Origin of the sequence: Salinimicrobium xinjiangense DSM 19287, from assembly GCF_000423585.1 — a bacterium.
Lineage (GTDB): Bacteria > Bacteroidota > Bacteroidia > Flavobacteriales > Flavobacteriaceae > Salinimicrobium > Salinimicrobium xinjiangense.
Genome location: NZ_AUIG01000001.1, coordinates 44,439 through 68,416 on the forward strand (window position 1 = coordinate 44,439; position 23,978 = coordinate 68,416).

The 23,978-nt window shown below is 41.0% G+C and carries 25 protein-coding genes; 7 read left to right on the forward strand and 18 right to left on the reverse strand.

Annotation, left to right across the window (positions count from 1 at the left end):
• Positions 1-14: 14 nt before the first annotated feature.
• Both metF and G564_RS18160 read left to right on the forward strand, forming a co-directional pair.
• Complete coding sequence (gene metF, locus G564_RS0100220) at positions 15-971, forward strand: methylenetetrahydrofolate reductase [NAD(P)H] (RefSeq protein WP_029035882.1); 957 nt, start codon at positions 15-17, stop codon at positions 969-971.
• A 158-nt stretch (positions 972-1,129) separates the two neighbouring features.
• Positions 1,130-2,038: a hypothetical protein gene (locus G564_RS18160; RefSeq protein WP_051205196.1), complete on the forward strand. Its 909-nt coding sequence runs from the start codon at positions 1,130-1,132 to the stop codon at positions 2,036-2,038.
• Here G564_RS18160 and xth read toward each other — a convergent pair.
• The 5 genes from xth to xseA form a co-directional block, all read right to left on the reverse strand.
• Positions 2,005-2,781: an exodeoxyribonuclease III gene (gene xth / locus G564_RS0100235; protein ID WP_029035883.1), complete on the reverse strand. Its 777-nt coding sequence runs from the start codon at positions 2,779-2,781 to the stop codon at positions 2,005-2,007. The two genes, G564_RS18160 and xth, sit on opposite strands and share 34 nt — an antisense overlap.
• Entirely contained in the window at positions 2,778-3,941 is a 1,164-nt protein-coding gene (locus G564_RS0100240) for a PQQ-dependent sugar dehydrogenase (RefSeq protein ID WP_084625552.1), read from the reverse strand. Before G564_RS0100240 ends, xth begins: the two co-directional genes overlap by 4 nt.
• Before the next feature lie 470 nt (positions 3,942-4,411).
• Positions 4,412-5,530, reverse strand: a complete 1,119-nt coding sequence (locus tag G564_RS0100245) for a sensor histidine kinase (RefSeq protein WP_084625553.1) — start codon at positions 5,528-5,530, stop codon at positions 4,412-4,414.
• A gap of 158 nt (positions 5,531-5,688) precedes the next feature.
• Positions 5,689-5,889, reverse strand: a complete 201-nt coding sequence (xseB, locus tag G564_RS0100250; RefSeq protein ID WP_029035886.1) for an exodeoxyribonuclease VII small subunit — start codon at positions 5,887-5,889, stop codon at positions 5,689-5,691.
• On the reverse strand, positions 5,889-7,139 hold the full coding sequence (gene xseA, locus G564_RS18165; RefSeq protein ID WP_051205200.1) for an exodeoxyribonuclease VII large subunit: 1,251 nt from the start codon (positions 7,137-7,139) through the stop codon (positions 5,889-5,891). The genes xseB and xseA overlap by 1 nt, the downstream gene beginning before the upstream one ends.
• Before the next feature lie 200 nt (positions 7,140-7,339).
• Here xseA and G564_RS0100260 point away from each other — a divergent pair, with 200 nt between their 5' ends.
• A complete protein-coding gene (locus G564_RS0100260; protein WP_029035887.1) occupies positions 7,340-8,419 on the forward strand; it encodes an NADH:flavin oxidoreductase/NADH oxidase in 1,080 nt (359 codons plus the stop codon).
• Between the two features lie 140 nt (positions 8,420-8,559).
• Here the strand turns inward: G564_RS0100260 and G564_RS0100265 are convergent, their stop codons facing one another.
• Genes G564_RS0100265 through G564_RS0100275 form a run of 3 tightly spaced genes read right to left on the reverse strand, consistent with a single transcriptional unit; the run spans position 8,560 to position 10,457 of the window.
• Positions 8,560-8,916, reverse strand: coding sequence for a phage holin family protein (locus G564_RS0100265; protein WP_029035888.1), 357 nt, complete (start codon positions 8,914-8,916; stop codon positions 8,560-8,562).
• Positions 8,917-8,934: 18 nt separating this feature from the next.
• On the reverse strand, positions 8,935-9,594 hold the full coding sequence (locus G564_RS0100270; protein ID WP_029035889.1) for a flavodoxin family protein: 660 nt from the start codon (positions 9,592-9,594) through the stop codon (positions 8,935-8,937).
• 5 nt (positions 9,595-9,599) lie between these two features.
• On the reverse strand, positions 9,600-10,457 hold the full coding sequence (locus G564_RS0100275; RefSeq protein WP_029035890.1) for an SDR family NAD(P)-dependent oxidoreductase: 858 nt from the start codon (positions 10,455-10,457) through the stop codon (positions 9,600-9,602).
• A gap of 221 nt (positions 10,458-10,678) precedes the next feature.
• Here G564_RS0100275 and ku point away from each other — a divergent pair, with 221 nt between their 5' ends.
• Together ku and ligD are read left to right on the forward strand one after the other, a co-directional pair.
• Positions 10,679-11,458 carry a non-homologous end joining protein Ku gene (ku, locus tag G564_RS0100280; protein WP_029035891.1) on the forward strand — a complete coding sequence of 260 codons (780 nt, stop codon included), beginning with the start codon at positions 10,679-10,681 and terminating at the stop codon, positions 11,456-11,458.
• Positions 11,459-13,882, forward strand: a complete 2,424-nt coding sequence (gene ligD / locus G564_RS0100285; protein WP_029035892.1) for a DNA ligase D — start codon at positions 11,459-11,461, stop codon at positions 13,880-13,882.
• A 9-nt stretch (positions 13,883-13,891) separates the two neighbouring features.
• Here ligD and G564_RS18170 read toward each other — a convergent pair whose 3' ends face one another.
• The gene (locus G564_RS18170; protein ID WP_051205202.1) at positions 13,892-14,947 is read right to left on the reverse strand and encodes a helix-turn-helix domain-containing protein; all 1,056 of its coding nucleotides are present in this window, start codon (positions 14,945-14,947) and stop codon (positions 13,892-13,894) included.
• 206 nt (positions 14,948-15,153) lie between these two features.
• Here G564_RS18170 and G564_RS20750 point away from each other — a divergent pair, with 206 nt between their 5' ends.
• Together G564_RS20750 and G564_RS0100295 are read left to right on the forward strand one after the other, a co-directional pair.
• On the forward strand, positions 15,154-15,279 hold the full coding sequence (locus tag G564_RS20750) for a hypothetical protein (protein ID WP_262504830.1): 126 nt from the start codon (positions 15,154-15,156) through the stop codon (positions 15,277-15,279).
• Positions 15,280-15,346: 67 nt separating this feature from the next.
• Positions 15,347-15,976 carry an NAD(P)H-dependent oxidoreductase gene (locus G564_RS0100295; RefSeq protein WP_029035893.1) on the forward strand — a complete coding sequence of 210 codons (630 nt, stop codon included), beginning with the start codon at positions 15,347-15,349 and terminating at the stop codon, positions 15,974-15,976.
• Here the strand turns inward: G564_RS0100295 and ribB are convergent.
• From ribB to G564_RS0100345, 9 genes are all read right to left on the reverse strand, one after another.
• Positions 15,973-17,109 carry a 3,4-dihydroxy-2-butanone-4-phosphate synthase gene (gene ribB, locus G564_RS0100300; protein WP_037373228.1) on the reverse strand — a complete coding sequence of 379 codons (1,137 nt, stop codon included), beginning with the start codon at positions 17,107-17,109 and terminating at the stop codon, positions 15,973-15,975. The genes G564_RS0100295 and ribB overlap by 4 nt on opposite strands.
• A 33-nt stretch (positions 17,110-17,142) precedes the next feature.
• A complete protein-coding gene (locus G564_RS0100305; RefSeq protein WP_029035895.1) occupies positions 17,143-18,591 on the reverse strand; it encodes an LptF/LptG family permease in 1,449 nt (482 codons plus the stop codon).
• The gene (locus G564_RS0100310) at positions 18,592-19,236 is read right to left on the reverse strand and encodes a LolA family protein (protein WP_029035896.1); all 645 of its coding nucleotides are present in this window, start codon (positions 19,234-19,236) and stop codon (positions 18,592-18,594) included.
• Between the two features lie 12 nt (positions 19,237-19,248).
• On the reverse strand, positions 19,249-21,609 hold the full coding sequence (locus G564_RS0100315; RefSeq protein ID WP_029035897.1) for an FtsK/SpoIIIE family DNA translocase: 2,361 nt from the start codon (positions 21,607-21,609) through the stop codon (positions 19,249-19,251).
• A gap of 100 nt (positions 21,610-21,709) precedes the next feature.
• Positions 21,710-22,081, reverse strand: coding sequence for a diacylglycerol kinase family protein (locus G564_RS0100325; RefSeq protein WP_029035898.1), 372 nt, complete (start codon positions 22,079-22,081; stop codon positions 21,710-21,712).
• Positions 22,081-22,581: a thiol peroxidase gene (gene tpx / locus G564_RS0100330; RefSeq protein WP_029035899.1), complete on the reverse strand. Its 501-nt coding sequence runs from the start codon at positions 22,579-22,581 to the stop codon at positions 22,081-22,083. Before tpx ends, G564_RS0100325 begins: the two co-directional genes overlap by 1 nt.
• A gap of 129 nt (positions 22,582-22,710) precedes the next feature.
• Positions 22,711-22,959, reverse strand: a complete 249-nt coding sequence (locus tag G564_RS0100335; protein ID WP_029035900.1) for a DUF6952 family protein — start codon at positions 22,957-22,959, stop codon at positions 22,711-22,713.
• A complete protein-coding gene (locus G564_RS0100340; protein ID WP_394330238.1) occupies positions 22,940-23,251 on the reverse strand; it encodes a thioredoxin family protein in 312 nt (103 codons plus the stop codon). Before G564_RS0100340 ends, G564_RS0100335 begins: the two co-directional genes overlap by 20 nt.
• A gap of 15 nt (positions 23,252-23,266) precedes the next feature.
• A complete protein-coding gene (locus G564_RS0100345) occupies positions 23,267-23,905 on the reverse strand; it encodes a peroxiredoxin (protein WP_029035902.1) in 639 nt (212 codons plus the stop codon).
• Between the last annotated feature and the right edge of the window lie 73 nt (positions 23,906-23,978).

Here is a 23,978-nt window from a genome sequence, read left to right on the forward strand (position 1 = left end):
CAGAATAAATAAAAATGAAAATAACCGAACACTTAGCTGCTTCAAAAAACAAAACTCTTTTCTCATTTGAAATTCTACCTCCTCTAAAAGGACAAAATATTCAGTCCATTTTTGATGGCATTGATCCGCTTATGGAGTTCAAACCTCCCTTTATAGATGTCACCTATCATCGCGAAGAATATGTCTATATTGAGCGTGCAAAGGGGCTGCTGGAAAAAAGAGTGGTGAGAAAACGTCCGGGAACGGTTGGGATCTGTGCAGCCATTCAGAGTAAATACAAAGTAGATGCTGTTCCTCATATCCTCTGTGGCGGATTCTCAAAAGAAGACACAGAGAACTTCCTTATTGACCTTGATTTCCTAGGTATCAAGAATGTAATGGCCTTACGCGGAGATGCCGTGAAGAGCGAGATTTATTTTACTCCAGATCCTCAGGGGCACAATTATGCCAATGAACTGGTACAGCAAATTTCTGATATGAACCGCGGAAGATTCCTCGACGAAGCCCTTGAGAATGGACATCCTACCGACTTTTGTACAGGCGTGGCGGGATATCCCGAGAAACACATGGAAGCTCCAAGTCTTGAAAAGGATATAGAGAGATTAAAAGCAAAAATTGAATCGGGAGCCGAATATGTCGTGACCCAGATGTTCTTTGACAATAAAAAATTTTTCGAATTTGAAAAATATTGCAGACAAAGTGGGATCACTGTTCCTATCATTCCGGGATTAAAACCTATCGCCACAAAAAAGCACCTTACTATGATCCCGCACCGTTTTCATGTGGATCTGCCAAATGATCTTACGCGGGAAGTGGAGAAGTGCAAAAATAATGAAGATGTACACCAGGTGGGAATTGAATGGTGTGTAGAGCAAAGCAAAGAGCTTGTAGCTGCAGGCATTCCTGTACTACATTATTATTCCATGGGTAAAAGTTCCAATATTAAGGCAATTGCTTCGCAGGTTTTTTAGGCATTAAAATGAACGGAAGAGAGGGCTCAAAAATGGCATTTTTGGGACCTCTTCTGTTTTCCTTTTCAAAGGATTTTCTTCTCTGTCTTGATATTTGTCAGGGTTTTTATTCCTTTAAATTCTGAAATTTACCTGTCTCTTGAAAAATTCAAATTAAAATGAAAAACTTCAGGATCATTTCAATTTTATCGGTTTTGACTGCAGTCTTTGCCGGTATTGCAGCGGCAGCAGGGATATTTTATAGTACCGGCGGGGAATCGTATTTCTATGAATCTATCCGTGGTCAGCAGGTAGAGATCTATGGCCGGGGATTATACCAACACATGTCGGCTGATGTCGCTGTGCAGGGAATTGCTCATGATTATGTGACGCTTTTTATCGCAATTCCTGCTCTTTTAATTTCTACCTACCTTCTCAAAAATGGGAAATTAAGAACGATTTTATTCCACGCGGGAGTTTTGCACTTTTTCTTTCTCACTTTTTTATTCTACATCAACATGGGCATGTTCAACGCAATGTTCCTGGTTTATGTGCTCATCACCTCTTTATCATTCTTTGCTTTTATGATCACTCTTTTTGAAGTCGATCTCAGTAGATTAAGGGAAAAATTTCTTCCGGGCCTAAAGCGAAAATTAATAGGAGGCTTTCTCATGTTCCTTTCTGCCGCTATAGCTTTACTCTGGCTGGAGATCATTGTTACTCCTTTAGTGGACGGTACGATCATTCCGGCATCAGTCGAGCATTATACCAGCCTCACGGTACAGGGGCTGGATCTTTCTATTTTTCTTCCGATTGGTTTTGTCTCCGGACTTTTGCTTTACAAAAACAGAAATATCGGATATCTCATGGCAGCAGTGACATTGGTGTTTCTCTGTTTTTTAATGACGGCCTTAGTGGCAAAAATTATTGCCATGGCAATGACGGGAGTGAATGTCATACCGGTTGTATTTATCATACCCACTTTTCTGGTCCTGGTGATTATCTCTACAATTTGGCTTTTCAGAAAAATAGCACCCGGAGTATCTACACAAATCTATTCCGCCAGTTCGATCCAGACAGGCACATGATCGCTGGTCTTTTCCCAGCCACGCACCTGTTTGTCTACTCCGCCATCCTTTAGCCGGTCTCTTAACTGCGGACTCAGCAGAAAATGGTCTATACGCAGCCCGGCGTTCCTTTGAAAAGCATTCCGGAAGTAATCGTAAAAAGTATAGATCGTTTCATCGGGATATAATTTCCGGATGGCATCTGTCCAGCCCTGTGCTACCAGATCGTGAAAGGCCGCACGCGTTTCGGGTCGAAACAAAGCGTCATCCACCCATCTTTCGGGTTTATAAACATCTTTTTCGGTAGGCATGACATTGTAGTCTCCTGTAAGCACCACCGGGACATCCTGATCAAGCAATTGTTTTGCCCTTTTCGTCAGGCGTTGGAACCATCTCAGCTTATAATCGAATTTTGGCCCGGGAGCGGGATTTCCATTAGGCAGATACAGGCAACCAATGATCACGTCATTTATTACCGCTTCAATATACCGGCTCTGTTCATCTTCGGGATCTCCTTCCAGGCCGCGGCTCATTTCCTGAATTTCCAGATCTTCCCTGGCAAGGATAGCCACACCATTCCAGCGTTTTTGACCATGCCAGATGGCCTGGTAGCCTGCATTTAATATTTCTGACTTCGGAATTTTCTCATCTGGTGACTTTAGCTCCTGAAGACATACCACATCAGGTTTAGTTTCTTTTAGCCACTGAAGCAGAATTGGTAGCCGGGCATTGATCCCGTTCACATTGTAAGTGGATATTTTCATTTCACCGGCTTAAGCTGAAGGATCTTTCCATTGTCTTCATCTGTAAGCACCCAAATTGCACCATCGGGTCCCTGTTCCACATCTCTTACTCTTACAGACAGCGGAATTCGCTCTACTTCTTTTGCATTTTGTCCATCAACTTCCACGCGAACAATTCCGGTGGAGGTAAGACCTCCAATCATCATAGTATTCTTCCATTCTGGAAACATGTTCCCATCATAAAAGATCATTCCGGAAGGAGAGATAGTTGGTGTCCAGTGAATAACTGCATCGGTAAATTCGGGACGGGTTGTAGGATTGGGAATTTCGCTTCCGTCGTAATTATCTCCCCAGCTCACCACGGGCCAACCGTAATTCTTACCGGCCTCTGCGGGTTGAAATTCATCTCCCCCCATGGGGCCCATCTCGGCTACCCAGAGATCACCGGTTTCAGGATTTATGGCTACGCTTTCAATATTTCTATGGCCATAGGACCAAATTTCTTTTAGAGCGCCTGCCTCGTCAAAAGAAGGATTTTTTGCAGAAGCTGTACCGTCCTCTTTTAAACGAACAACTGTTCCCAGGTGGTTAGAAAGATCCTGCGCCGGGTCAAACTTAAATCTTTCAGCAAGGGTGAGAAAGATCTCATTGTCTGAAGTGAAAACAATCCGGCCTCCAAAGTGGTTTGGACCTTCCATTTTTGGTTCCATCCTAAAGATGACTTCAAAATCCTGAAGGGAATTTCCCTGGAGCTTTCCTCTTCCCAGGGCGGTTGAAGCGGTGTTGTTCGCTCCGGGTTCAGCAAAAGATAGATAAACGTAGTTGTTCTGTTCGAAATCCGGATGAAGAGCTACATCCAGCATTCCTCCCTGCCCCTGCGCGAAGACTTTGGGAGTTCCTGATAGTGGCTGACTCACTGTACTGTCTTTTTCCAGTATTCTTAAAGTCCCGGCTCTTTCTGTCACCAGGAGCCGTCCATCCGGGAGAAAAGCCATTCCCCAGGGATGATCAAGATTTTCCGCGATCTTATGAACCTTAATATCTCCCGCATCTGTTCTCACTGTAGGTTTTTGCGCCAGTGCAGCCAGACTAAGAAGAAGTGAAATAAATAATATGACAATTGTTTTTTGATGTCCCGGTAATGGAAGGGAAATTAGCTGTGCCTGTGTATTTCTTTTCATAGTCAGATTTTTTTGTATGTATCTAATATAAAAAGACTTAGAGCTGCCTGCAAGTTGCTTAATAAACACTTAACATGGGAAGTGCAGGCTTTAGAAAGATTTATGAGAGCTTTTGGAAAATAGAAACTTTACCCCCTTTTTCCAGGTTAAATAATTCGAAAATACCGTTAGCCTTGCCTTCCGTGCTTTAAATGCATTTGACCTAAATTAAAAAGGAGGGATCAAGCTTTAAGATTTTTCGGGGTCTCTTCATGGACAGTCTCGCTCAAATAAATCCTTTTCAGGTCTAATAAAGAGATCTTTGCTATAAAAGGCTCCCTCCCTGGAGCATGGCCCGGAAAAATTGATTCTTTTCCCTGACAACAAAAATTTCAACCTGAAAAAATAATTAAGTGAGTTTCTTTAAAGCATAACTGGTAAGGGGCAACCAATACTTTCACCACACAATGGTCAGTCTTACTCAGTCCCTTTTAATTATGAGGTATCTCTAGAATAAAAGTCGTTTCCTTTTCTGTCGAGCTTACATTAAGATCTCCGTAATGAGCTTTAGCTATTTCTGCCGCTATAAAAAGTCCCAGACCCAGTCCTTTTTTGTTAGCGTCTTCGCTTTCCCTGTAGAAGGGTTTAAAAAGATTTTTAAGAGCCTCCTGCGGGATTTTTTCTCCGGTATTTGAAACCTGTAAAATGAAATGCTCTCCGGTTGTTTTTGCATTAACGGCTATAGGTGCCTGCGGATGACCGTGTTGATTGGCATTGCTAAGGAGGTTGGATAGCAATTGTCCCACACGATTAATATCGCAGCTTACGTCATGTTCCAGTTGGCAGGAGAAATTTATTTCCCTGTCCGGCGCCTGAGTTTTGGTTTCTTTGATCACCTGCTTTATCATTGCTATAAGACTGCCGTTGTGAACCCTTTTTTCCAGACTTATTCCTTCTCCCATTTGCCCTCTTGCAAAATCAAGAATATTATCAATAAGCGCCTGCATCCTATAGGAACCGGATTTGATCATCGAAGCGTGATTAAGTGTAAGTTCCTCTTTTGACATTTTAAGAAGAATATCTGCACTCATGCGCATGGTAGCAATGGGATTTTTAAGATCATGCCCAAGGATGGCGATAAACCGGTCCCGAAGTTGCGCTATTTCCTTTTCTTCCCTGAGGTTATCTTCAGCTCTTTTGATTTCTTCCACAGTCTCAAGATGAAAAGCTATGAGCTCTGTAAAGAGCTTGAACATTCCTTTGATCTCGGGGTTATCGATCTTCCCCGGAACAGAGTCAAGAGCACAAAGAGTTCCGAAAAAATCACCATTTTTTTTATAAATGGGAACCGAGATATAACATTGGATTCCATAGATATTAGCGATGGGATGGTCATTATAAGGACCCTCTTCTTTAACATCATTAAAGATCACGGCCTCCCCTGTATTGTGGACCTGGTTACAGAACGTATTCTTTATTTCCAGTTCGTCCCCCGGTTTTAATCCCAAAGGAACATTGTCCATAGTAGCACAGGCTACCCATCGCTCCTCAGTTACTCTTGCAATGGCAGCAAAACGTAACTTTGTTGTGCGACAAATAACTTCCAGCAATTGTGGAACAATAGAAATTTGATTTATGGCAGCGATGTCGCCAGATAAATCGTGAGTAGGTTTAACTTCGATAAAAGCTGAATTAATTTGTTTCTATAGCAATCGGCAAAATACGAAGAATATTTATCATATGGAATTAAATAATAAGGCCGGTCTATTTATTCCGGATCCAGAGATTTTAAGGTTTCCAGGACATTTTGCTCCGTCTTGTGAAGTTTCTCTTTGCAAATCTTGAGAAGAGTAGAAGCGCGTTTCACTCTGGTATCCAGTTCATCAATGCTTATTTCGGCATTTTCCAGCTCCCTAACAATCTGCTGTAATTCCTCAAAGGCTTCTGTATAAGTTATTTTTGTTCCCATTATTGTATTTCGGTATTTTTTATTTCTGCGGAAGCTTTTCCTTTAAAGAATTCGTTTTCAACGAGGTCTCCGGGTTGAAGAACAGTGACGTTGCTAACAACTTTCCCATTTTTTCTGGTGATGCTGAAGCCTCTTTTCAAAATATTTTTTGGGGAAAGTAATTCAACTGAAGTGGAGAGATTATTTAATTCTGAAGCTTCCTGCCTTATTAGATTCCTGGTTTCTACTCTTATACTTTGCTGGTGGGAAGCCAGTTGGTTTTTTTCCCTGTTCAGGATCCTGTCGGCTAAATAGCCAAAGGAACTTGAAAGGCGGGCCAGTTGGGTTTCCTGCCTCTCAAAAAGCAAATTGGCGGCGTTTTTAATCCTTACCATGTTATCATTTACGGGTATTGAAAAATTGTGAAATTCCTGAAGGAGAAACTCCGCTATTTTCGTAGGAGTTATAAAGCTCTTATAACTCACAAGTTCACTAACGGTCTCGTTCGTGGAATGCCCTATCCCCGTTAAAACGGGCAGCGGGAATTGGGCGATTTCTTTTGCCAGCTGGTAATTATCATAACAACTGAGACCAATTTCCCCGCCTCCACCACGAATTATAGCAACGGCATCGAAAACTTTCCTGTGCTTCGCGATCTTTTTAAGTTGAGCGGTGATCGTTGAAACAGCACGTTCCCCCTGAAGTATGGCCGGGAAAAGCCTGGTGTGAAATTTATAATCCCATGGATTGCTCTCGATCACGTTTATAAAATCCTGATAGCCTTTACTGCTGTTAACTGAAATAACAGCAATGGTTTTTGGCAACATGGGAAGAAGCTGTTGCTTATTGGCTTCAAAAAGCCCTTCTGCAGTTAATTTTTTAATAGCCTCGGCCCGCTGTTTAGCAAGTTCCCCAAGGGTGTATTCAGGATCTATATCCAGGATGTTCAAAGCAAGACCATAAACAGAGTGAAAAGTCACCGTTGCCTGTACCACCACGGTCATATCGTCCCGTAGATCTTCATTCAATACATTTCTAAACTTTTCATTGATAAGATCGAAATTGCTCTTCCAGATATTTCCCCGCAGTTCGGCTATGATCCTGCCGTCTTTTTTCTCCACGAGATCGGGATAACAATGTCCGGTGCCGGGATAATGATTTAGTTTAACTATTTCTGCTTTTACCCAAACCACTTTGCTGCAGTGCCTGTTGATCACATTTTCAATGGCTTCTGTAAGTTTGGATAAAGGAAAAACTTGTTTTACGGGCATATAGCAGTCTTACGGCTAAGATATTGCAAAAAAATTCACGGAAAAATAAAAGCTTCAAAAATGGCATTTTTGAAGCTTATTAAATTTTTTAGCTTAAAAGGAAATTGTTTCGGCTGATCTGTGAATATAGTTTTCCTATTGGGCAGGCTGCAAAAACACTCGCAGTTTTCACTATTTTTGAGAGGAAAACAAAATAATAAATGACTACAAAATCCCCTGTGCTTTTTAAGCCATTTAAAATAAAATCCGTTGAATTTAAAAACCGCATTGGAGTTTCCCCCATGTGTATGTACAGCAGTAAAGACGGTTTTGCCAATAACTGGCACCTCGTACATCTAGGCACCCGTGCTGTGGGTGGTGCCGGACTTGTTATTTCTGAAGCTACAGCAGTTTCGCCCGAAGCCCGTATCACCCCCGATGATCTTGGGATCTGGAAAGATGAGCACATAGAAAAGCTGAAAGAAATAACTGCATTTTTGGAAGGGCAGGGGAGTGTTCCCGGAATTCAGCTGGCACATGCCGGCAGAAAAGCTTCCACCACCAGCCCCTGGAAAGGCGGAAGATTAATAAAAGAGGAGGAGGGAGGCTGGCAGCCGGTTGCCCCTTCGGCGATTCCATTTTTCGAGAACAACCCTGCTCCTGCAGCGCTGGATGCTGCCGGGATTAGAAAAGTAATATTCAATTTTAGAGAGGCCTCAAAAAGGGCATTTTTGGCGGGTTTTAAAGTGGTGGAGATCCATGCCGCCCATGGATACCTGCTGCACGAATTCCTTTCCCCTCTAAGCAATCATCGGAATGATGAATATGGAGGATCTTTTGAAAACAGAACAAGATTGTTGCTTGAAGTAACCCGTGCCGTTAAAGACGAATGGCCTGAAGAACTCCCGTTATTTGTTCGGATTTCTGCCAAAGACTGGGCCGAAGGCGGCTGGAATGAAGAGGAGTCGGTGAAACTGGCAAAACTGCTAAAAGAAGAGGGCGTGGATCTCATCGATTGCTCTTCGGGCGGACTGGTGCCCGATGTGCGCATTCCCGTAGCAAAGAAATACCAGGTGCCCTTCTCTGAAAAAATAAAGAAAGAAGCCGGAATAATGTCGGCTGCTGTAGGAATGATCACAACGCCCTGGGAAGCAGAAGAAGTACTGCAACAGGAGCAGGCAGATATGGTTTTTATGGGAAGGGAATTGCTTAGAAATCCATATTTTCCGCTCGAAGCAGCTGCCGCTTTGGAAGCCGATATTGAGTGGCCTAACCAGTACCTTCGGGCAAGAACCAGATAAAATCAAAAGTCTGAAGATGACCACATGGAAATAAAAACCCGGAGTAAGCCTCCGGGTTTTTGATTTTAATCATGCTGCCCTAAAGGACATCCTCTAATAGCCAGTTTTAAAACTGAAATTTTTTAGCAGGGCTTGCCGGATTATAAAATGATCCAGTCGACAATGGCGCCCACGATGGCTATTATTACCGCCAGCCAAAGAGAGGGCATAAACCCGTGAGTTTTAAAATCTTTACTGAGTTTATCTGCCAGTTCAATAATGATCGCATAGGCTATTATTCTGGTGATAAAACCAAGGCCGAGGAAATAAAAAATCCCTAAAGTGGCAATATTAAGAACAGCCGTAAGTATCCAGCTTAAAAAGAAGCTGAGGATCCCAATGATGAAAGCAACAATAATGGCTGTTTTCCAGCCTTTAAGTTCCACTTTGGGTAACATTTTTGCCGCAATTAAAAGTACTCCGGCATCAATAAAAATATGTATTAGCCAATTTAGCATAATGGTTGGTTTTCAGGGTTAGTTTTCTGTATCGCTTATTTTTTCTGCCTTTTGTTTAAGTTCCTTCACATTGGTCTGGTAAGGATTTTCCTTTAGCACCTTTGCAAGGTGCACCAGGTTGTGAACCATGTGATATAAGTTACGGTTGGTAAAAAAATGCCGGTTCCCCTTGGCTTCAATATACGCAGGCCCGGGTCCTGCCTTACCAACATAATAGCTGAACGCATTTACGGGAATGCTAAACCCATGTTCGGACAGGTCGAAACAGATGCTGGAAATGGCCTTTTTAGCACCGTCTTCATTTCCGTCAACCATTATGCCGGCAACTTTATTAAATGTGGGATACCTGCCGGTTTCTTCATCGGCTTCTTCCCAGATGCCGTCAAAACGTTCTGCTACTAATTTGGCGACAGCACTTCTGTCTCCTCTCCAAATGGGAGTGGCGATGATCATGATGTCGCTTTCCTTTACTTTTTTAAGAATATAGGGCCAGCCATCTCCATCGCCTTCATCTGAAGTATTTCCGAATTTTACATTTTGATCTACAACCCTTACTTCTTTCGTTTCCACATTTAGTTCGGCAAACATTTTACTGGCCAGATCAATAAAGGCCGAAGTATTTGAAGTTTCGGGTGATCTTTTAAGTGTACAGTTTAAAAAGAGTGCTTTTAAAGCCATAATATTTATCTCATGTTTGTGGCACCATCCATTTGATGCTTTAGTTTTAGATTTCCTTTAGGTTCTTTTTTAAGTTTAGAAGGTACTTCGTCACCTACAGGGCCTTTACCTATGGTAATTCCCCCATCGGCAGAAAAGACAGCTCCGGTTACATAAGATGCTTCATCTGATGCAAGGAAGAGGTACACATTGGCGATCTCTTCGGGCGTACCGCGACGACCCAGGGGAGTGGCACTCATCATCTGTTTTTCAATTTTCTTATTGATATCACTGGTCTCCTTATGGGTCCAGGCGGTATCAATAGGTCCGGGAGCCACGCAATTAGCTCTTATGCCATTTTTTGCCTGCTCTGCGGCCACTCCTTTCATAAAGGCATGGATAAATCCTTTAGTGCCGCCATAGGGACTAACATTTGGAATACCGATCTTGCCTGCCTCCGAACCTGCAGAGACTATGCAGCCACGGGTTTTCTTAAGATGAGGAATGGCATATTTTGTCATTAAAAATGCAGTTCTAAGATTGTTCTTTATAAGATTGTCAAAAGCTTCCGGTGAATATTCATCGATGGTGTTTACCTCCGGATATACTCCCGCATTATTAATTAGAATGTTGAGCTTTCCAAAATGCTTAACTGCTGTTTCTATAGCTTCTCTGGCATTTTCTTCCGAAGAAATATCGGCCGAATATCCTATGGCTTTTCCTTTGGATTTTTTAATATCACCAATTACATCTTTTACCGGATCCTGCGGCATTCCCACTACCAGCACTTCGGCTCCTTCTGCGGCAAATAATTTAGAGATCGCTTCCCCAATTCCTGTGGCACCTCCGGTCACAATCGCTACTTTTTTTTCCAGTCTTTTCATGTTCTCCCTCTTTAATTGGTTTGTGGCGAACAACGCCTTTTCCTAAATTAAATCCTTTTTGAAGCTGTAACAAAAGGATTAAGAAAGCTTTAGCTGTTTTTTCCTTAAACCTTAACGGAAAATAAAAAGGAATGTCAGCTTCCGTTAACACAATGCTAATCCTTAAGACGGGACGCTAAAAATCAATTATCTTGTATAGAACCATTAAAATTCAGCAAATTATGAGGTCAATTTGGAACGGCTCAATAAGTTTTGGTTTAGTGACCATCCCTATAAAAATGTACTCCGGTAGTGAAGAAAGAAAGCTCGATCTGGACATGCTCGATAAGAATGACCATGCGAGAATACGGTACAAAAGAGTCAACGAAGTAACGGGCGAAGAAGTGGATTGGAAGGATATTGTCAAAGGTTACCGGCAGGATGATTCTTATATAGTGCTGGAAAAGGAGGATTTTGATAAGGCCAACATGAAAAAATCGCGCACCATTGATATTGAAGAATTTATAGAGGAAAAAGATGTAGCCGATGTATTATTTAAAAAGCCATATTTCCTGGAACCTCAAAAGGATGGGGAGAAATCCTATAATCTGCTGAAAGCTGCATTAAAAGATACCGGTAAACTTGGAGTAGCCACTTTTGTAATGCGGGCAAAGGAGAACCTTAGCCTGGTAGGAGTTTATAAAGATGCATTGGTGCTGCATGTAATAAGATTTGCTGATGAAATTCGTGATCCTTCAGAATTAAAACTTCCCGATACCAAGGTGTCAAAAAAGGAGATCGATATGGCCAAATCTCTTATAGAACAGTACACAGAAGAATTTGATTTTGAAAAATACAAGGATGTCTACAACGATCAACTTCTAGAGATCATCAAAGCTAAAACCGGTGGTAAAAAGACGAAAGCGGAAAAATTCGAAAGTAAAGCCACTCCCGCGACAGACCTTATGGCCCAATTGAAAGCCAGCCTGGATAAAAAGAAGAAGAAAAGCAAAGCTTCTTAAATGGGACTTGACGACTACATTAAAAAAAGGAATTTTCAGAAAACCCCCGAACCCGATGCTGCTTATGAAAATAACAAAAGTAGGCTTCGGTTTGTGATACAGCGGCATCGTGCCACCCGTTTACATTACGATCTGCGGCTGGAGATGGAAGGAGTTTTAAAAAGCTGGGCTGTGCCCAAAGGACCTTCCATGAATCCTGCAGATAAACGGTTGGCGATCATGACTGAGGATCATCCCATTAAATATCTCACTTTTCATGGTACCATTCCAAAAGGGAATTACGGGGCAGGGGAGATGAGCATCTGGGACGAAGGCACCTATGAACCCGCGGGAGGAGGAGATGAAAAAGACCTTTTAAAAATGCTGAAAAAGGGAGACCTTAAAATATCATTTTTGGGAAGTAAGATAAGAGGGACCTTTGCTTTGGTCCATACCCGCAGGGGGGGAGAAAAAGACAACCAGTGGCTGCTCATCAAAAAAAATGATGACTTCTCTACAGAGCTCGACTATGATGCTGAAACCCTTAGCGATCATGCCGCTTCAGAAAAAGTAAAGCAGCTGGAGGTTACAGAATTGATCAAACCTATGCTGGCTACCAAAGCACCGGAGATCTTCAATAAAGCAAACTGGATATATGAATTGAAATGGGATGGATATCGCGCTCTTGCCAATATCCAGAAGGGAAAAGTGGATCTCTATTCCAGGAATGGAATTTCTTTCAAATCAAAATTTAAAGAGATCTATGAGCAATTAAAGAACATACCTCATGACGTGATTCTCGATGGGGAAATAGTTGCCCTCGATGAAAATGGAAATCCGGTGTTTCAGAAACTTCAGAATTACCAGAACGCACCTTCAGGCGAATTAAGATATTACGTATTTGATCTGCTTTACCTGAATGGCCACAACATCATGCATCTTCCGCTTACAGAAAGAAAGAGCCTTCTTCCTTCGGTAATAGAAGATATTCCGCAGGTATATTACTGTGATCATGTGGAGAGCATGGGAAAAGCCTTTTTTGAGCAGGCTGTGGAGATGGGAATGGAAGGTGTTATTGCCAAAAAAGCCGATTCCAAATATTCCCCGGGAACCCGAAGTGATAAATGGCTGAAGATAAAAGCTTTTGAAAGTCAGGAAGCGCTTATATGCGGTTATACGGATTCAGACACAGGAGGAGCCTTCGGTTCGCTGATCCTGGGAATGCACCGCAATGAAGAGCTGGTATATATTGGTAATTGCGGAACAGGATTTAGCGATCAGGACAGAAAAGATCTTCTGAAAAAATTCAAGCCTTTAATAACAGAAAACCGGCCTTTCAAAAAAAAGCTGAATTTAAAAGGAAGAACACCAACATGGCTAACACCTGAACTTATTTGTGAAGTACAATTTTCTGAATGGACCCGGAGTGGTCATATGCGCCATCCTTCCTTTAAGGGCTTAAGAACAGATAAGCTTCCGCAGGAGATCACGAAAGAGAAAACCGTTAAAGTGCCAAAGCACAAACCTGCTACGAAGAAGGAGGGTGATTTCCTGGAGATAGGAGGGATCCAGGTGCCAATAAGCAATCTTGATAAAATCTACTGGCCGGAGTCGGGCCTTAGGAAATATGATCTTATTGAATATTATTTACAGATAGCTGATACTATTCTACCTTTTTTAAAAGACCGGCCTCAAAACCTGCATCGCCACCCAAACGGAATTTTAGAAGAAGGATTTTACCAGAAGGATACTGCCGGCATTTTTCCACATTGGCTGGAGACAGTGAAGATCTTTTCTAAACATAATAACAGGGAGCTCGAATATATCATGTGCCAGAATGAAGCCAGTCTTATTTACATGGCAAATTTGGGGTGTATAGAAATAAATCCCTGGAACTCGAGGGCGCAGCATCTTTTAAATCCCGATTTTACAGTTATAGATATAGATCCTTCCGAAAAAACGACTTTTGAAGAGGTGATCGAAGTCGCACAGGTGGCAAAAGAAGTGCTGGATAAAGCAAAGATTCGTGGTTATCCTAAAACTTCAGGTTCCAGCGGAATTCATATTTACATTCCGTTAGGTGCAAAATACAGTTATGATGAAGCCCGTGATTTCACAAAGATCCTGTGTTATTTTATTCAGGAGCAACTTCCGCAGCTCACATCAATGGAGCGCAATGTGAAGAAGAGGAAAGGAAAGATATACCTGGATTTTTTGCAAAACCGCAAAGGTCAGACCCTTGCAGCCCCTTATTGTGCAAGGCCAAAACCCGGTGCCACAGTTTCGGCTCCGCTGGAATGGAATGAAATCAAAAAAGGATTGGATATGAAAGCTTTTACCATTAAAACAATGCCTGAAAGAATTGAAAATAAACCCGATCTTTTTAAACCTGTACTCGGCAAAGGAATAGACATTGAAAAAGCTTTAGAGGCATTATCTGAATAAAGATATTATCTATTCGTCACTATCGTCATCTTCCTCTATTACATGATCACCAATTGTCGACTGGTGTTGAAGAAAATATTTTGGACTCACCCCGTATTTTTCTTTAAAGATCTTGGAAAAGTAACTTCTGTTGTTAAGGCCTATTTGCCCCACGATCTGCGAAATATTATAATCTGAATGATGTAACATTTCTTTGGCAGCTTCCAGCTTTACCTGTTGAACATACTTGTTCACAGTTAGGTTGAACATATATTTAAAGCCTTCCTGAAGTTTATTAACGTTGGTACCTACTTCCTTTGCAAGGTGATCTACAGAATAATTCTTGTTAAGGTCCTCGTGTATAAGTTCTACAGCCTTCTGGACTTTTTCAACATCTTTTCTCCTTAGAATAACAGATTTGTTTCCATTCTCCTGATCATCATGATACTGGCTTATTTGCTTGGCTAACATTTCATAGGCTTTTCCTTCGAGAAACACAGATCTTAAGAAGCCGGTATGTTCTTTATTTGTTATAGCTTCTACAATATCTGCCGCCTGTATACTATAATTGCCCTGATAAAAGAACAATTCTTCTGCTACAGAATCCTTGAAAACTTCTGCTAGTCTGGGCTCTAGACCTTTAAAGTCATAATTTTTTCTGTTGGTAAATTCAGACCGGATGATCTCAAGGCTGGTAACGCTGGCGGTTTCATTAGCTTTGAAGAATAAAATATGTCCATTATGTCCACTGCTGGAGACAATCACGTTTTGATAAGTATCTATGGTATGCATGTCCAAATTCTCTTCAAATGCATGATTTACTCTACCCTGGGAACAGAAAATAAATTTTATTGGATGAGTCTGGTGGATAGTGAAATGAATTTCCATATCCTCAAAAAAAGTAACTTTATATTCGATTATTCCAACTCCCGAAGAAAAACTGGCGGCTCTTATAAAACCCTGTCCAAGATTATCGGGAAGCTCTAAGGTAAGTTCTCCACCATCCTTTTTAAGAGGGACTTTAAATTGTTTAGAAAGATTTTCAACTATCTCCTCTACAGGAAGCGCTTTTACAAAAATTTCCATGACCTGGATATTCGATTATTTTTGTTGGTTGCTAAAGTATGTCATTAACCTAAACATAAAGGAATAAATGACGCCCCTGCTATAAAGTTGTGTTATAATGTGTATCAATTGTGCTAAAAGCGGTAATCTTTAACGCTTCTTTAAGTTAGATTTGATTTTTATTCAAGAATTCTCTTTCACTGGATTCTTTTTAATATATATTTTTAATGGCTGTATTCTATTTAATACTGGGACTGGAGATATTAGTGGTGTTGCTTGTGAGCGGGTTCCTCTTTCGCAAAATTTACAGCATGTACCAGGAACGTAAAGAGCGTAAGCGTAACAAATTCTAACTTTATCTACGGCTATTGTAATTTGGAGCCTCAGCAAAGCTGGTGTATCTTTGTTGAAAGTTGAAAAATGAAAAGTGTACCTGCTTTAAAGTGGCGATACGCCACAAAAAAATTCGATTCCCAAAGAATTCTTTCTGCTGAAAAAATTGAGATCTTAAAAACAGCTTTTAACCTCACAGCGACCTCTTATGGGTTACAACCCCTTAAGCTGGTGGTAGTGAAGGATAAGGAACTTCAGGATCAATTAATGGCAGCCTCCTATAATCAAAAACAAATTGGAACGGCCTCTCATCTTTTGGTGATATGTATCGAGAGATCTGTAGGAAAGGAGTTTATTGAAAAACATTTTAAAATGGTACAGGATATCCGCAAGACTCCTGAGGAAATTCTGGAACCTTTCCGTGAATCTCTTATTGAAGACTTTGAGGATAAACCTGTTGATGACATAAAAATATGGGCTACTCACCAGGCTTATCTTGTTTTGGGAACTCTTTTAACTATTTGCGCAGTAGAGGAAATTGACTCCTGTCCCATGGAAGGCTTTGAGCCAGGGAAGTACAATGAAATATTAGGCTTGAAAAACTACAATCTCGAAGCCGTACTGGCTTTACCGGTTGGTTACCGTGCGGAAGATGATTTTTTTGCCGGACTTAAAAAAGTGAGAAGACCTGTGGAAGAAACAGTGATAGAAATCTAATAGTTCACATATTCTGTGATTTCCAGGCCATATCCAATCATCCCCACCCGCTTTGTTTGTTTGGTGTTGGAAAGCAAACGGATCTTGTGAATTTCAAGATCATGTAAGATTTGAGCGCCTATTCCAAAATCTTTGGAGTCCATTACCAGGGGAGGAGCTTTCATTTCTCCTGCTTTCTGAAGACTTTTTAATTCATTTAACCTGTTTAGCAGGTTCATGGATTGATTTTCCTGATTAATGAATACAATAGCTCCCTTACCTTCTTCATTAATTGCTTTAAACATATAATCCAGTTTCTTATCTGCGTCACTGGTAAGAGTGCCTAAAATGTCATTATTGACGAGCGTTGAATTCACACGTACCAAAACAGGATCTGTTGATTTCCATGCTCCTTTAGTTAGAGCAATATGCACCTGTTTATTGGTAGTTTGCTGGTAAGCTCTTAACCTGAAGGTGCCAAACCTGGTATTAATGTCGAAATCTTCTTTTTTGACAATTAAAGAATCATGTTGCATCCTGTAGGCCACAAGCTCTTCTATTGAGACGATCTTTAGATCAAACTTTTCGGCCACCTTTCTTAGTTGGGGAAGCCGGGCCATTGTTCCATCTTCATTCATGATCTCAACGATCACTCCTGCGGGTTCAAAACCTGCCAATCGTGCAAAATCAATAGCAGCTTCGGTATGCCCTGTGCGTCTCAGCACGCCGCCTTCTTTGGCTTTTAAAGGAAAGACATGGCCGGGGCGGCTAAGATCATGTGGACGGGTATCAGGATCTATAAGAGAGCGAATTGTCTCTGCCCTGTCTGAAGCTGAAATACCCGTAGTAACTCCTTTTCCATTAAGGTCTACAGAAATAGTGAAGGCAGTTTCCATGGGATCTGTATTCGTGCCCACCATCATTTCGAGCTTTAATTCTTTACAGCGCTTCTCGGTAAGAGGAGCACAGATCAATCCGCGACCGTGAGTGGCCATAAAATTGATCATTTCGGGAGTCACTTTTTCAGCGGCTGCAAGAAAATCTCCTTCATTTTCCCGGTCCTCATCATCAACAACAATGATCACCTTTCCGGCTCTTATGTCGTCAATAGCTTCTTTTATAGAATGTAGTTTGAAGGAATTTTCTTTGGTCATTTTTACCCTGGAAATTATTTGCAGGCAAAGATATTAATCCTTTTCGGAACGACCCATAATCTGGGCCTTTTTCAGAAGCTTTCTAATAGGTTCAAATAGAATACTGAAGCTAAACAAGCCTTGATCTGTAGTTGCTCTGTAGGTTAAAAGAATCCCTAACGGAAGCATTATTAAAGTGGAAAGCCAGGTACCAAGGAAAGGACTTATTTGTCCCTCTTCTGCGCTGTTCTTGGCAAATATTCCAATAAAATGATAAGTGAGAAATATAAGAATTGCGACTACCATAGGTAATCCCATCCCTCCTTTGCGGATAATTGCTCCAAGAGGGGCTCCTACAAAAAATAAAATGATACAGGCGAAAGCAAGTACATATTTTTCATGCAGGGCGATCTCAAATTTATTTAACCTTTTAGAGGCCTGTGTAAGTTCTCCCTGTTTAGCATTAATGGTGGCAACTGCACCATTTACGTTTCCTAAGGCAAGATTGATTACCTGCGAAGCCTGGTAAGGCTCATACAAAGGAAGGATCCCCTGTTCCAGATCTGCGATAGTGTCCCGGGGATTTACCTCCATTTTTAAATTTTCCAGTCCTGTACGATTATACATGTTCCTGGAAAGTATTTCAATATCCCTGTTATAGGAAGTGGAAAACGAATCGATAGTTTGGTTTAATTCAGAGATCTTTAGCATGTTATGCGAATTACTATATCTCTCCTCATCAAGATCTACCTCATTAAAACCGGAAAGGTCCATGTTGATAGTGTACTCTTCAAAATAACTCTTTGCAAAAGGCTTTTTAATCTGGTTTTTGGGAGAAGTAGGCATTATTTCATCATAATAATTACCATCTCTTAAAATAAGACTTAGAACATTTGAGCCTGTACTTCCAACAAGCTCACCTTCTGTAGCCTTTATTACTGTGTGGTTTCCCGGGCGTCTTTCGTTCTTTTTATGAATGATCACATTTTGAAGATATTGATCATTTTCACCGGTTTTTTCGTCAACCTTTATGTTGATCTGCCCCAGATCATTAAAAACTCCTTCAGAAATAACCATGGCCGGCTTTAGCTGTGCAATGTTCTTTCGAAGGTTGATTTGTTTGTATTCTGCCGCAGGAATAACATTATTTGCAAAAAGAAATGCGGTAACACTAACCAGAAGAATGAAAACGGTTAGAGAGCGCATCGCCCGCTGCAGGGAAATTCCGGCAGATTTCATGGCGGCGAATTCGTAATTTTCAGCAAAACTTCCAAAGGTCATAATGGAAGTAAGTAGAATGGTAAGCGGCAGTACCAGTGGTACCAGTTTAGGACTAAAATAGAGCAGGAATTTCATGATGACCTCTACGTCGAGATCTTTACCTGCCAGCTCCCCAATGTACAGCCAGATGGTTTGTAACACAAATATGAACATGAGTATTACAAAAACCGAAAAGAATGTCTTAAGGTAGCTGGTAAGTATGTACCTGTCTAGAATTTTCAATTAGTCGAGCCTGTTAATATAGTAATCCTTATATCTGTTTTCTTTAAACTCAAACATTGACTGGGGAAGGGGTTGATCTGTCTTAAAACTATTGACGGTAATCGTGATCTTAGTCCCGTTGTCCTGGGTTTGAATAAGGTTATAGATATGTTTGGTTTGCTTGTCTATTCCCAACTGGATTTCTTTGATCTCTGCTTTAGAATCTATTGGTGTAAGTTTGACATACTGGATCTTTCGACCTTTTATGTCCTGCATAGGTCCCCATTCTGCCTTATAACCCGAATTGTAGAAGGTAAGCATTTTGGAAGGAGTGATATCCTGGTCCTTTTTAGGATCATAGGTGGAGATGTTTATTTCTTCATCTTCCGGAATAATAGTATATAATTTTTTTCCGTCAAAAAGTCGGGTAGTCCCCATGATGTTCAGAAGGTATTTTTCTCCATGAAGACTTACATCACCCCTGGTCTCATGCTTTATATTTTCTGCAGTATTTTCAAGCCCGTACTTGAATTCGATCACAATATTTTCGTAGGAGTTTACTTTTGAAGATACTTCATTGAGCAGGGAAGTAGCCTTGTCTGCAGACTGAGCTCTTCCTGTCATTATGCTCATGAATGCAACTGTTACTAAAATTAATCTTTTCATTTTTTTATTTTTCTATTCATCATTCAATAGCTGGTTAAGACCTTCAAGATCCTGAACCAACACCTGCCGTGCCTTGCTTCCTTCAAAAGGTCCAACCACCCCGGCTGCTTCTAACTGATCGATGATTCTTCCTGCTCTGTTATATCCCAATTTCAGTTTTCTCTGAAGTAAGGAGGCCGAGCCTTGTTGTGCAATTACTATGACTTCGGCGGCTTCGCGGAAGAGGTTGTCCCGATCGCTTACATCAATATCAAGAGATGTGCCACTTTCCTCTCCATTGTATTCCGGAAGGTGATAAGCGTCTGCATAGGCTTTTTGCGAACCAATAAATTCGGTGATCTTGTCTACCTCGGGAGTGTCAACAAAAGCACATTGTAACCTTAGCAGTGTATTTCCCTGTGTGAAAAGCATATCTCCTTTCCCAATTAATTGATCGGCTCCCTGGCTGTCAAGAATCGTCCTGGAGTCAATCTTGGAAGTAACTCTAAAGGCGATCCTTGCCGGAAAGTTAGCTTTTATAATACCTGTGATGACATTAACAGATGGTCTTTGAGTCGCAATGATGAGATGAATTCCAATAGCGCGTGCAAGTTGCGCGAGACGGGCAATAGGAGCTTCAACTTCTTTTCCTGCAGTCATGATAAGATCTGCGAACTCATCCACAACAAGAACTATATAGGGAAGAAACTTATGTCCCTGTTCAGGGTTAAGTTTTCGTGCCTTAAATTTCGTGTTATACTCTTTTATATTCCTCACCATCGCATCCTTGAGCAATTCATAACGGTTGTCCATCTCAATACAAAGGGAGTTGAGGGTATTGATCACCTTGGTATTATCGGTGATAATAGCCTCTTCTGTATCGGGAAGTTTGGCGAGATAATGTCTCTCAATTTTATTAAAGAGCGTTAATTCTACCTTTTTAGGATCGACAAGAATGAATTTTACTTCTGCCGGATGCTTGCTGTATAGTAGGGAAGTAAGGATGGCATTTAAACCTACAGATTTACCCTGGCCTGTTGCTCCCGCCATAAGCAGGTGCGGCATTTTCGCAAGGTCAACCACGAAGGTTTCGTTGGAAATAGTTTTACCTAAAGCCATTGGTAATTCCATTTCGGCATTTTGAAAGCGGGGAGAAGCTATCACACTTCTCATAGAAACCATAGTCGGATTCTTATTAGGAACTTCAATTCCTATTGTTCCTTTCCCGGGAATAGGAGCAATGATTCGTATCCCGAGGGCAGAAAGGGAGAGCGCAATGTCATCTTCAAGGCTTTTGATCTTTGAGATCCTTATTCCGGCTTCAGGAATAATTTCATATAAAGTTACAGTTGGACCAACAGTAGCTTTTATCTGTGCGATATCAATCTTGTAATTCTTAAGGGTATCTACAATCTTGTTCTTGTTTTCCTCGAGTTCTTCCTGGTTGATGGTAATACCACCTCCACTGGCGTTATAATCTATCAAAAGCTCCAGGGTTGGGAACTGGTAATTTTTTAGTTCCAGGGTGGGATCAAACTCTCCGTAATCTTCAACAAGTTTTTTACTTATGCTGCCGTCTACTTCTTCTTCGGGTGCTGTTTCCACTTCCATGGCCACATCATCTGGATTTTCTTCATACTTGATTACTACTTTTTCCGGGGCAGGGGGAGGAGAGGCAGGTTTTACAGCTTCGGAAACATCCGGTTTTTGTCGAGCTGCCTGCTTGTTTTCTTCTGAAGGTTTTCGAACTTTAATGTCTTCTGAAACAGAGGAAGCAGTTTTAAAATCTTCAGAAATATCATTTCTGGTATTTCTATAAGCCGAAAAGATCTTCTCTGGTGTAAGTTTAAAGCGTACTACGAGATAAACAATGAGCAGGAAGGTTAGAAGCAGAATAGTACCCGTGAAACCAAGATAATCCTGTAGATAATCATTCATCTCAAATCCAACCGTACCTCCCAGCAGGGAATTAGATTCGGCAAAAAAACCTAGGAATACTGAGAGCCAGATCATTACCAGTATTCCCCAAAACCAGAATCGAAACAGGGGTTTCTTATTAAGACTTAAAAAGAAATAAATTCCTGTAGTTATGGTTAAAATAGCTATTGCAAACGCTGCAATTCCAAAGCCGTCATATATGAAAAAATCGCTGATGGCTGCTCCAAATTTGCTCAACAGGTTTCGTGCTTCTACTTCACGGTTCGCAAATTCCCCAAGGGTACTTTGATCTGTTTGCCAGTTGAAAAGGAACGAGGTGAAAGCAATGAACAGGGCCAATCCAAAAAAGATCAGAAAACTTCCCAGAATCACTTTCCCTTTGGGAGAAAGCGTGAAGGAGGACTTCGAAAAAGAGGATTTTGAAGAAGGTTTTTTGACAGCTTTTCTTTTAGCCATGTTGGAACTTAGGGTTTGGGGGCAAAAATACAAATTCGCACCAGCTAATATAAAGAAAAGGAAAATCTATTTGAAAGTTCTTTTTTAAGGCACCAAAGTTTTACTCCAGGATGTTGAGAATATAGGGAAGGTATATGATGAATCCAATAATTACGGCAATTATGGCAGCAAAGAAAACTGCACCTGCGGCTACGTCTTTTATCCGGCCAATCTTTACATGAAAATCGGGGTGTACAAAATCAGCTATGTTTTCAACCGCCGTATTAAGTCCCTCTATTCCCATAACAAGGCCAATCGCCAGGAACTGCATGATCCATTCTGTGGCAGTTATATCAAAATAGAATCCGGCGATAGTCACGAGAATAGCAAGCACAAATTGCACCTGAATGCTGGGTTCGTGTCTCAACAGCAGCCAGGCTCCTTTTATTGCATAACCACCTCCTTTAATTCGGCCGGTGATAAAATCATACATTATAACAGGGGTTTTAGTGCCTCAAGATAGTCGGGTTCCTGATCAATTTCCTTAACCTGCTCGGTATGCAGGATCTTTCCGTTCTCATCCAGTACGATAACAACGCGTGACAAAAGGCCCTCCCATTCACCATCGATCATTTCCAGGCCATAGTCTTTCCCGAAATTTCGTTCCTTAAAATCGGAAAGATTAGTGACATTCCCAACGTCATTCTCATTTTTAAAACGCTCCTGTGCAAAAGGAAGATCCCTTGATATATTGAGTACCACTACATTGTCCAGTTCGGCTACTCTTTCATTGAAATTCCTTACAGAAGTAGCACAGACATTGGTATCTATACTGGGAAAGATATTCATAATAACCCTCTTCCCTTTGAAATCCTGAAGTGTTGCTACACTGAGATCAGATTTCAATAATTCGAAATGAGGAGCTCTTTCTCCTTTTTCCGGAAGGTGGCCATAGGTAGTTACAGGCTTTCCATTATGGACTATTTGTGACATATATTATTCCTTGGTGGTTGAGCTACTAAATTTAAAATTTTAGGGTTTGTATTTTACTAAAATTGTCATAAAACAAAAAAGGCTGCCTTTATCTTATTAAAAGCAGCCTTTCTTTATTTATTTTAAAAATTACTTGTCTATTGAACCAAGTACTTTTTGCATGAAGGAATTTGCAGCATCTCGCTCGGCCATTCCTTCATCGATCATTTTTTGAACTTCAAGAGCTCCGCAAATATTACTGATCAATTCTCCCAGCACATCCATTTCTTCATCGGTTACTGACCTGTGGTCGCAAAACGATTCCAGAACTTCGAGTGTGTGTTCAAGTTTTTCCTGATCATTGTTCTTTTGCAGATGTCTAATTACTGGTAACTTCATTAACTAGGTCTTTTAAAAGTTCAAATTTATTTGTCTGCACCTGGTTTACCAATTCCCCGTTCCTGAAAGTAGCGAAAGTAGGTAAATTGTCAACTTTGGCCAGTTTTCGGGATTCCGGGAATTTTTCGGCATCAACCAGGAGAAAAGTTGCATTTTGATTTTCTGCAGCCAGTTTTTTAAACTTGGGTTTCATTACCCTGCAGTTTCCACACCACCCGGCCATGTATTGTACGACCACGGTATCATTTTGGGAAACTTCCTCTGCAAGATTATCATTAGTTAATTCTCTCATGATCTTTTGCTTTTTTTAGTTAGCGCTTAAGTAAGAAGCTACTCCGTCGCGGTTGGCATTCATCGCCTCTTTACCTTCTTCCCAGTTTGCAGGACAAACTTCACCTTTTTCCTGAACATGAGTGTAGGCATCGATCAATCTCATAAATTCCTTTACGTTTCTTCCAAGTGGCATGTGATTCACACTTTCATGGAAGATAGTACCTTCCTCATCGATAAGATAAGTAGCGCGGTAAGTTACATTGTCACCTTCTACAGTATAAACGCCTGTTTCTTCGTTGTAATTTTCGTTGGTGATATCCAGAATACCAAGCTGGTTGGCCAGGTTTCTATTGGAGTCGGCAAGAATTGGATAAGTTACTCCTTCTATTCCTCCATTGTCTTTTGAAGTGTTCAACCATGCAAAGTGAACTTCGGGTGTATCACATGAAGCACCTATCACCATTACATTTCTCTTTTCGAACTCAGCAAGAGCCTCCTGGAAAGCATGCAATTCTGTTGGACACACAAAAGTGAAATCTTTTGGGTACCAGAAAAGCAAAACTTTTTTTCCATTATTCTTTGCTTCTTCAAAAACATTGATCTTAAAGGTGTCACCCATATCATTCATTGCGTTAACCTCTAAGTTTGGAAATTTTCTTCCTACTAATGCCATAGTATTTTAAGTTTTATAGTTATTGATTTAATTCGTGTGCAAATATAAAAACAAAGAGCGGCCTTAGTAAGGC

Bases quoted from the DNA above. Each gene is read 5' to 3' on its own strand.
- G564_RS0100275 (WP_029035890.1), bottom strand. From the start codon at position 10,457: ATGAAAAGACTGGAAAAAAAAGTAGCGATTGTGACCGGAGGTGCCACA.
- xseA (WP_051205200.1), bottom strand. From the start codon at position 7,139: ATGCCCGTAAAACAAGTTTTTCCTTTATCCAAACTTACAGAAGCCATT.
- G564_RS0100240 (WP_084625552.1), bottom strand. From the start codon at position 3,941: ATGAAAAGAAATACACAGGCACAGCTAATTTCCCTTCCATTACCGGGA.
- metF (WP_029035882.1), top strand. From the start codon at position 15: ATGAAAATAACCGAACACTTAGCTGCTTCAAAAAACAAAACTCTTTTC.
- G564_RS18170 (WP_051205202.1), bottom strand. From the start codon at position 14,947: ATGGAAATTTTTGTAAAAGCGCTTCCTGTAGAGGAGATAGTTGAAAAT.
- G564_RS0100340 (WP_394330238.1), bottom strand. From the start codon at position 23,251: ATGAGAGAATTAACTAATGATAATCTTGCAGAGGAAGTTTCCCAAAAT.
- G564_RS0100310 (WP_029035896.1), bottom strand. From the start codon at position 19,236: ATGAAAAGATTAATTTTAGTAACAGTTGCATTCATGAGCATAATGACA.
- G564_RS0100295 (WP_029035893.1), top strand. From the start codon at position 15,347: ATGAAAAGTGTACCTGCTTTAAAGTGGCGATACGCCACAAAAAAATTC.
- G564_RS0100335 (WP_029035900.1), bottom strand. From the start codon at position 22,959: ATGAAGTTACCAGTAATTAGACATCTGCAAAAGAACAATGATCAGGAA.
- G564_RS20750 (WP_262504830.1), top strand. From the start codon at position 15,154: ATGGCTGTATTCTATTTAATACTGGGACTGGAGATATTAGTGGTGTTG.
- ku (WP_029035891.1), top strand. From the start codon at position 10,679: ATGAGGTCAATTTGGAACGGCTCAATAAGTTTTGGTTTAGTGACCATC.
- G564_RS0100260 (WP_029035887.1), top strand. From the start codon at position 7,340: ATGACTACAAAATCCCCTGTGCTTTTTAAGCCATTTAAAATAAAATCC.
- ribB (WP_037373228.1), bottom strand. From the start codon at position 17,109: ATGACCAAAGAAAATTCCTTCAAACTACATTCTATAAAAGAAGCTATT.
- G564_RS0100345 (WP_029035902.1), bottom strand. From the start codon at position 23,905: ATGGCATTAGTAGGAAGAAAATTTCCAAACTTAGAGGTTAACGCAATG.
- ligD (WP_029035892.1), top strand. From the start codon at position 11,459: ATGGGACTTGACGACTACATTAAAAAAAGGAATTTTCAGAAAACCCCC.
- xth (WP_029035883.1), bottom strand. From the start codon at position 2,781: ATGAAAATATCCACTTACAATGTGAACGGGATCAATGCCCGGCTACCA.
- G564_RS0100270 (WP_029035889.1), bottom strand. From the start codon at position 9,594: ATGGCTTTAAAAGCACTCTTTTTAAACTGTACACTTAAAAGATCACCC.
- tpx (WP_029035899.1), bottom strand. From the start codon at position 22,581: ATGTCACAAATAGTCCATAATGGAAAGCCTGTAACTACCTATGGCCAC.
- xseB (WP_029035886.1), bottom strand. From the start codon at position 5,889: ATGGGAACAAAAATAACTTATACAGAAGCCTTTGAGGAATTACAGCAG.
- G564_RS18160 (WP_051205196.1), top strand. From the start codon at position 1,130: ATGAAAAACTTCAGGATCATTTCAATTTTATCGGTTTTGACTGCAGTC.
- G564_RS0100325 (WP_029035898.1), bottom strand. From the start codon at position 22,081: ATGTATGATTTTATCACCGGCCGAATTAAAGGAGGTGGTTATGCAATA.
- G564_RS0100315 (WP_029035897.1), bottom strand. From the start codon at position 21,609: ATGGCTAAAAGAAAAGCTGTCAAAAAACCTTCTTCAAAATCCTCTTTT.
- G564_RS0100265 (WP_029035888.1), bottom strand. From the start codon at position 8,916: ATGCTAAATTGGCTAATACATATTTTTATTGATGCCGGAGTACTTTTA.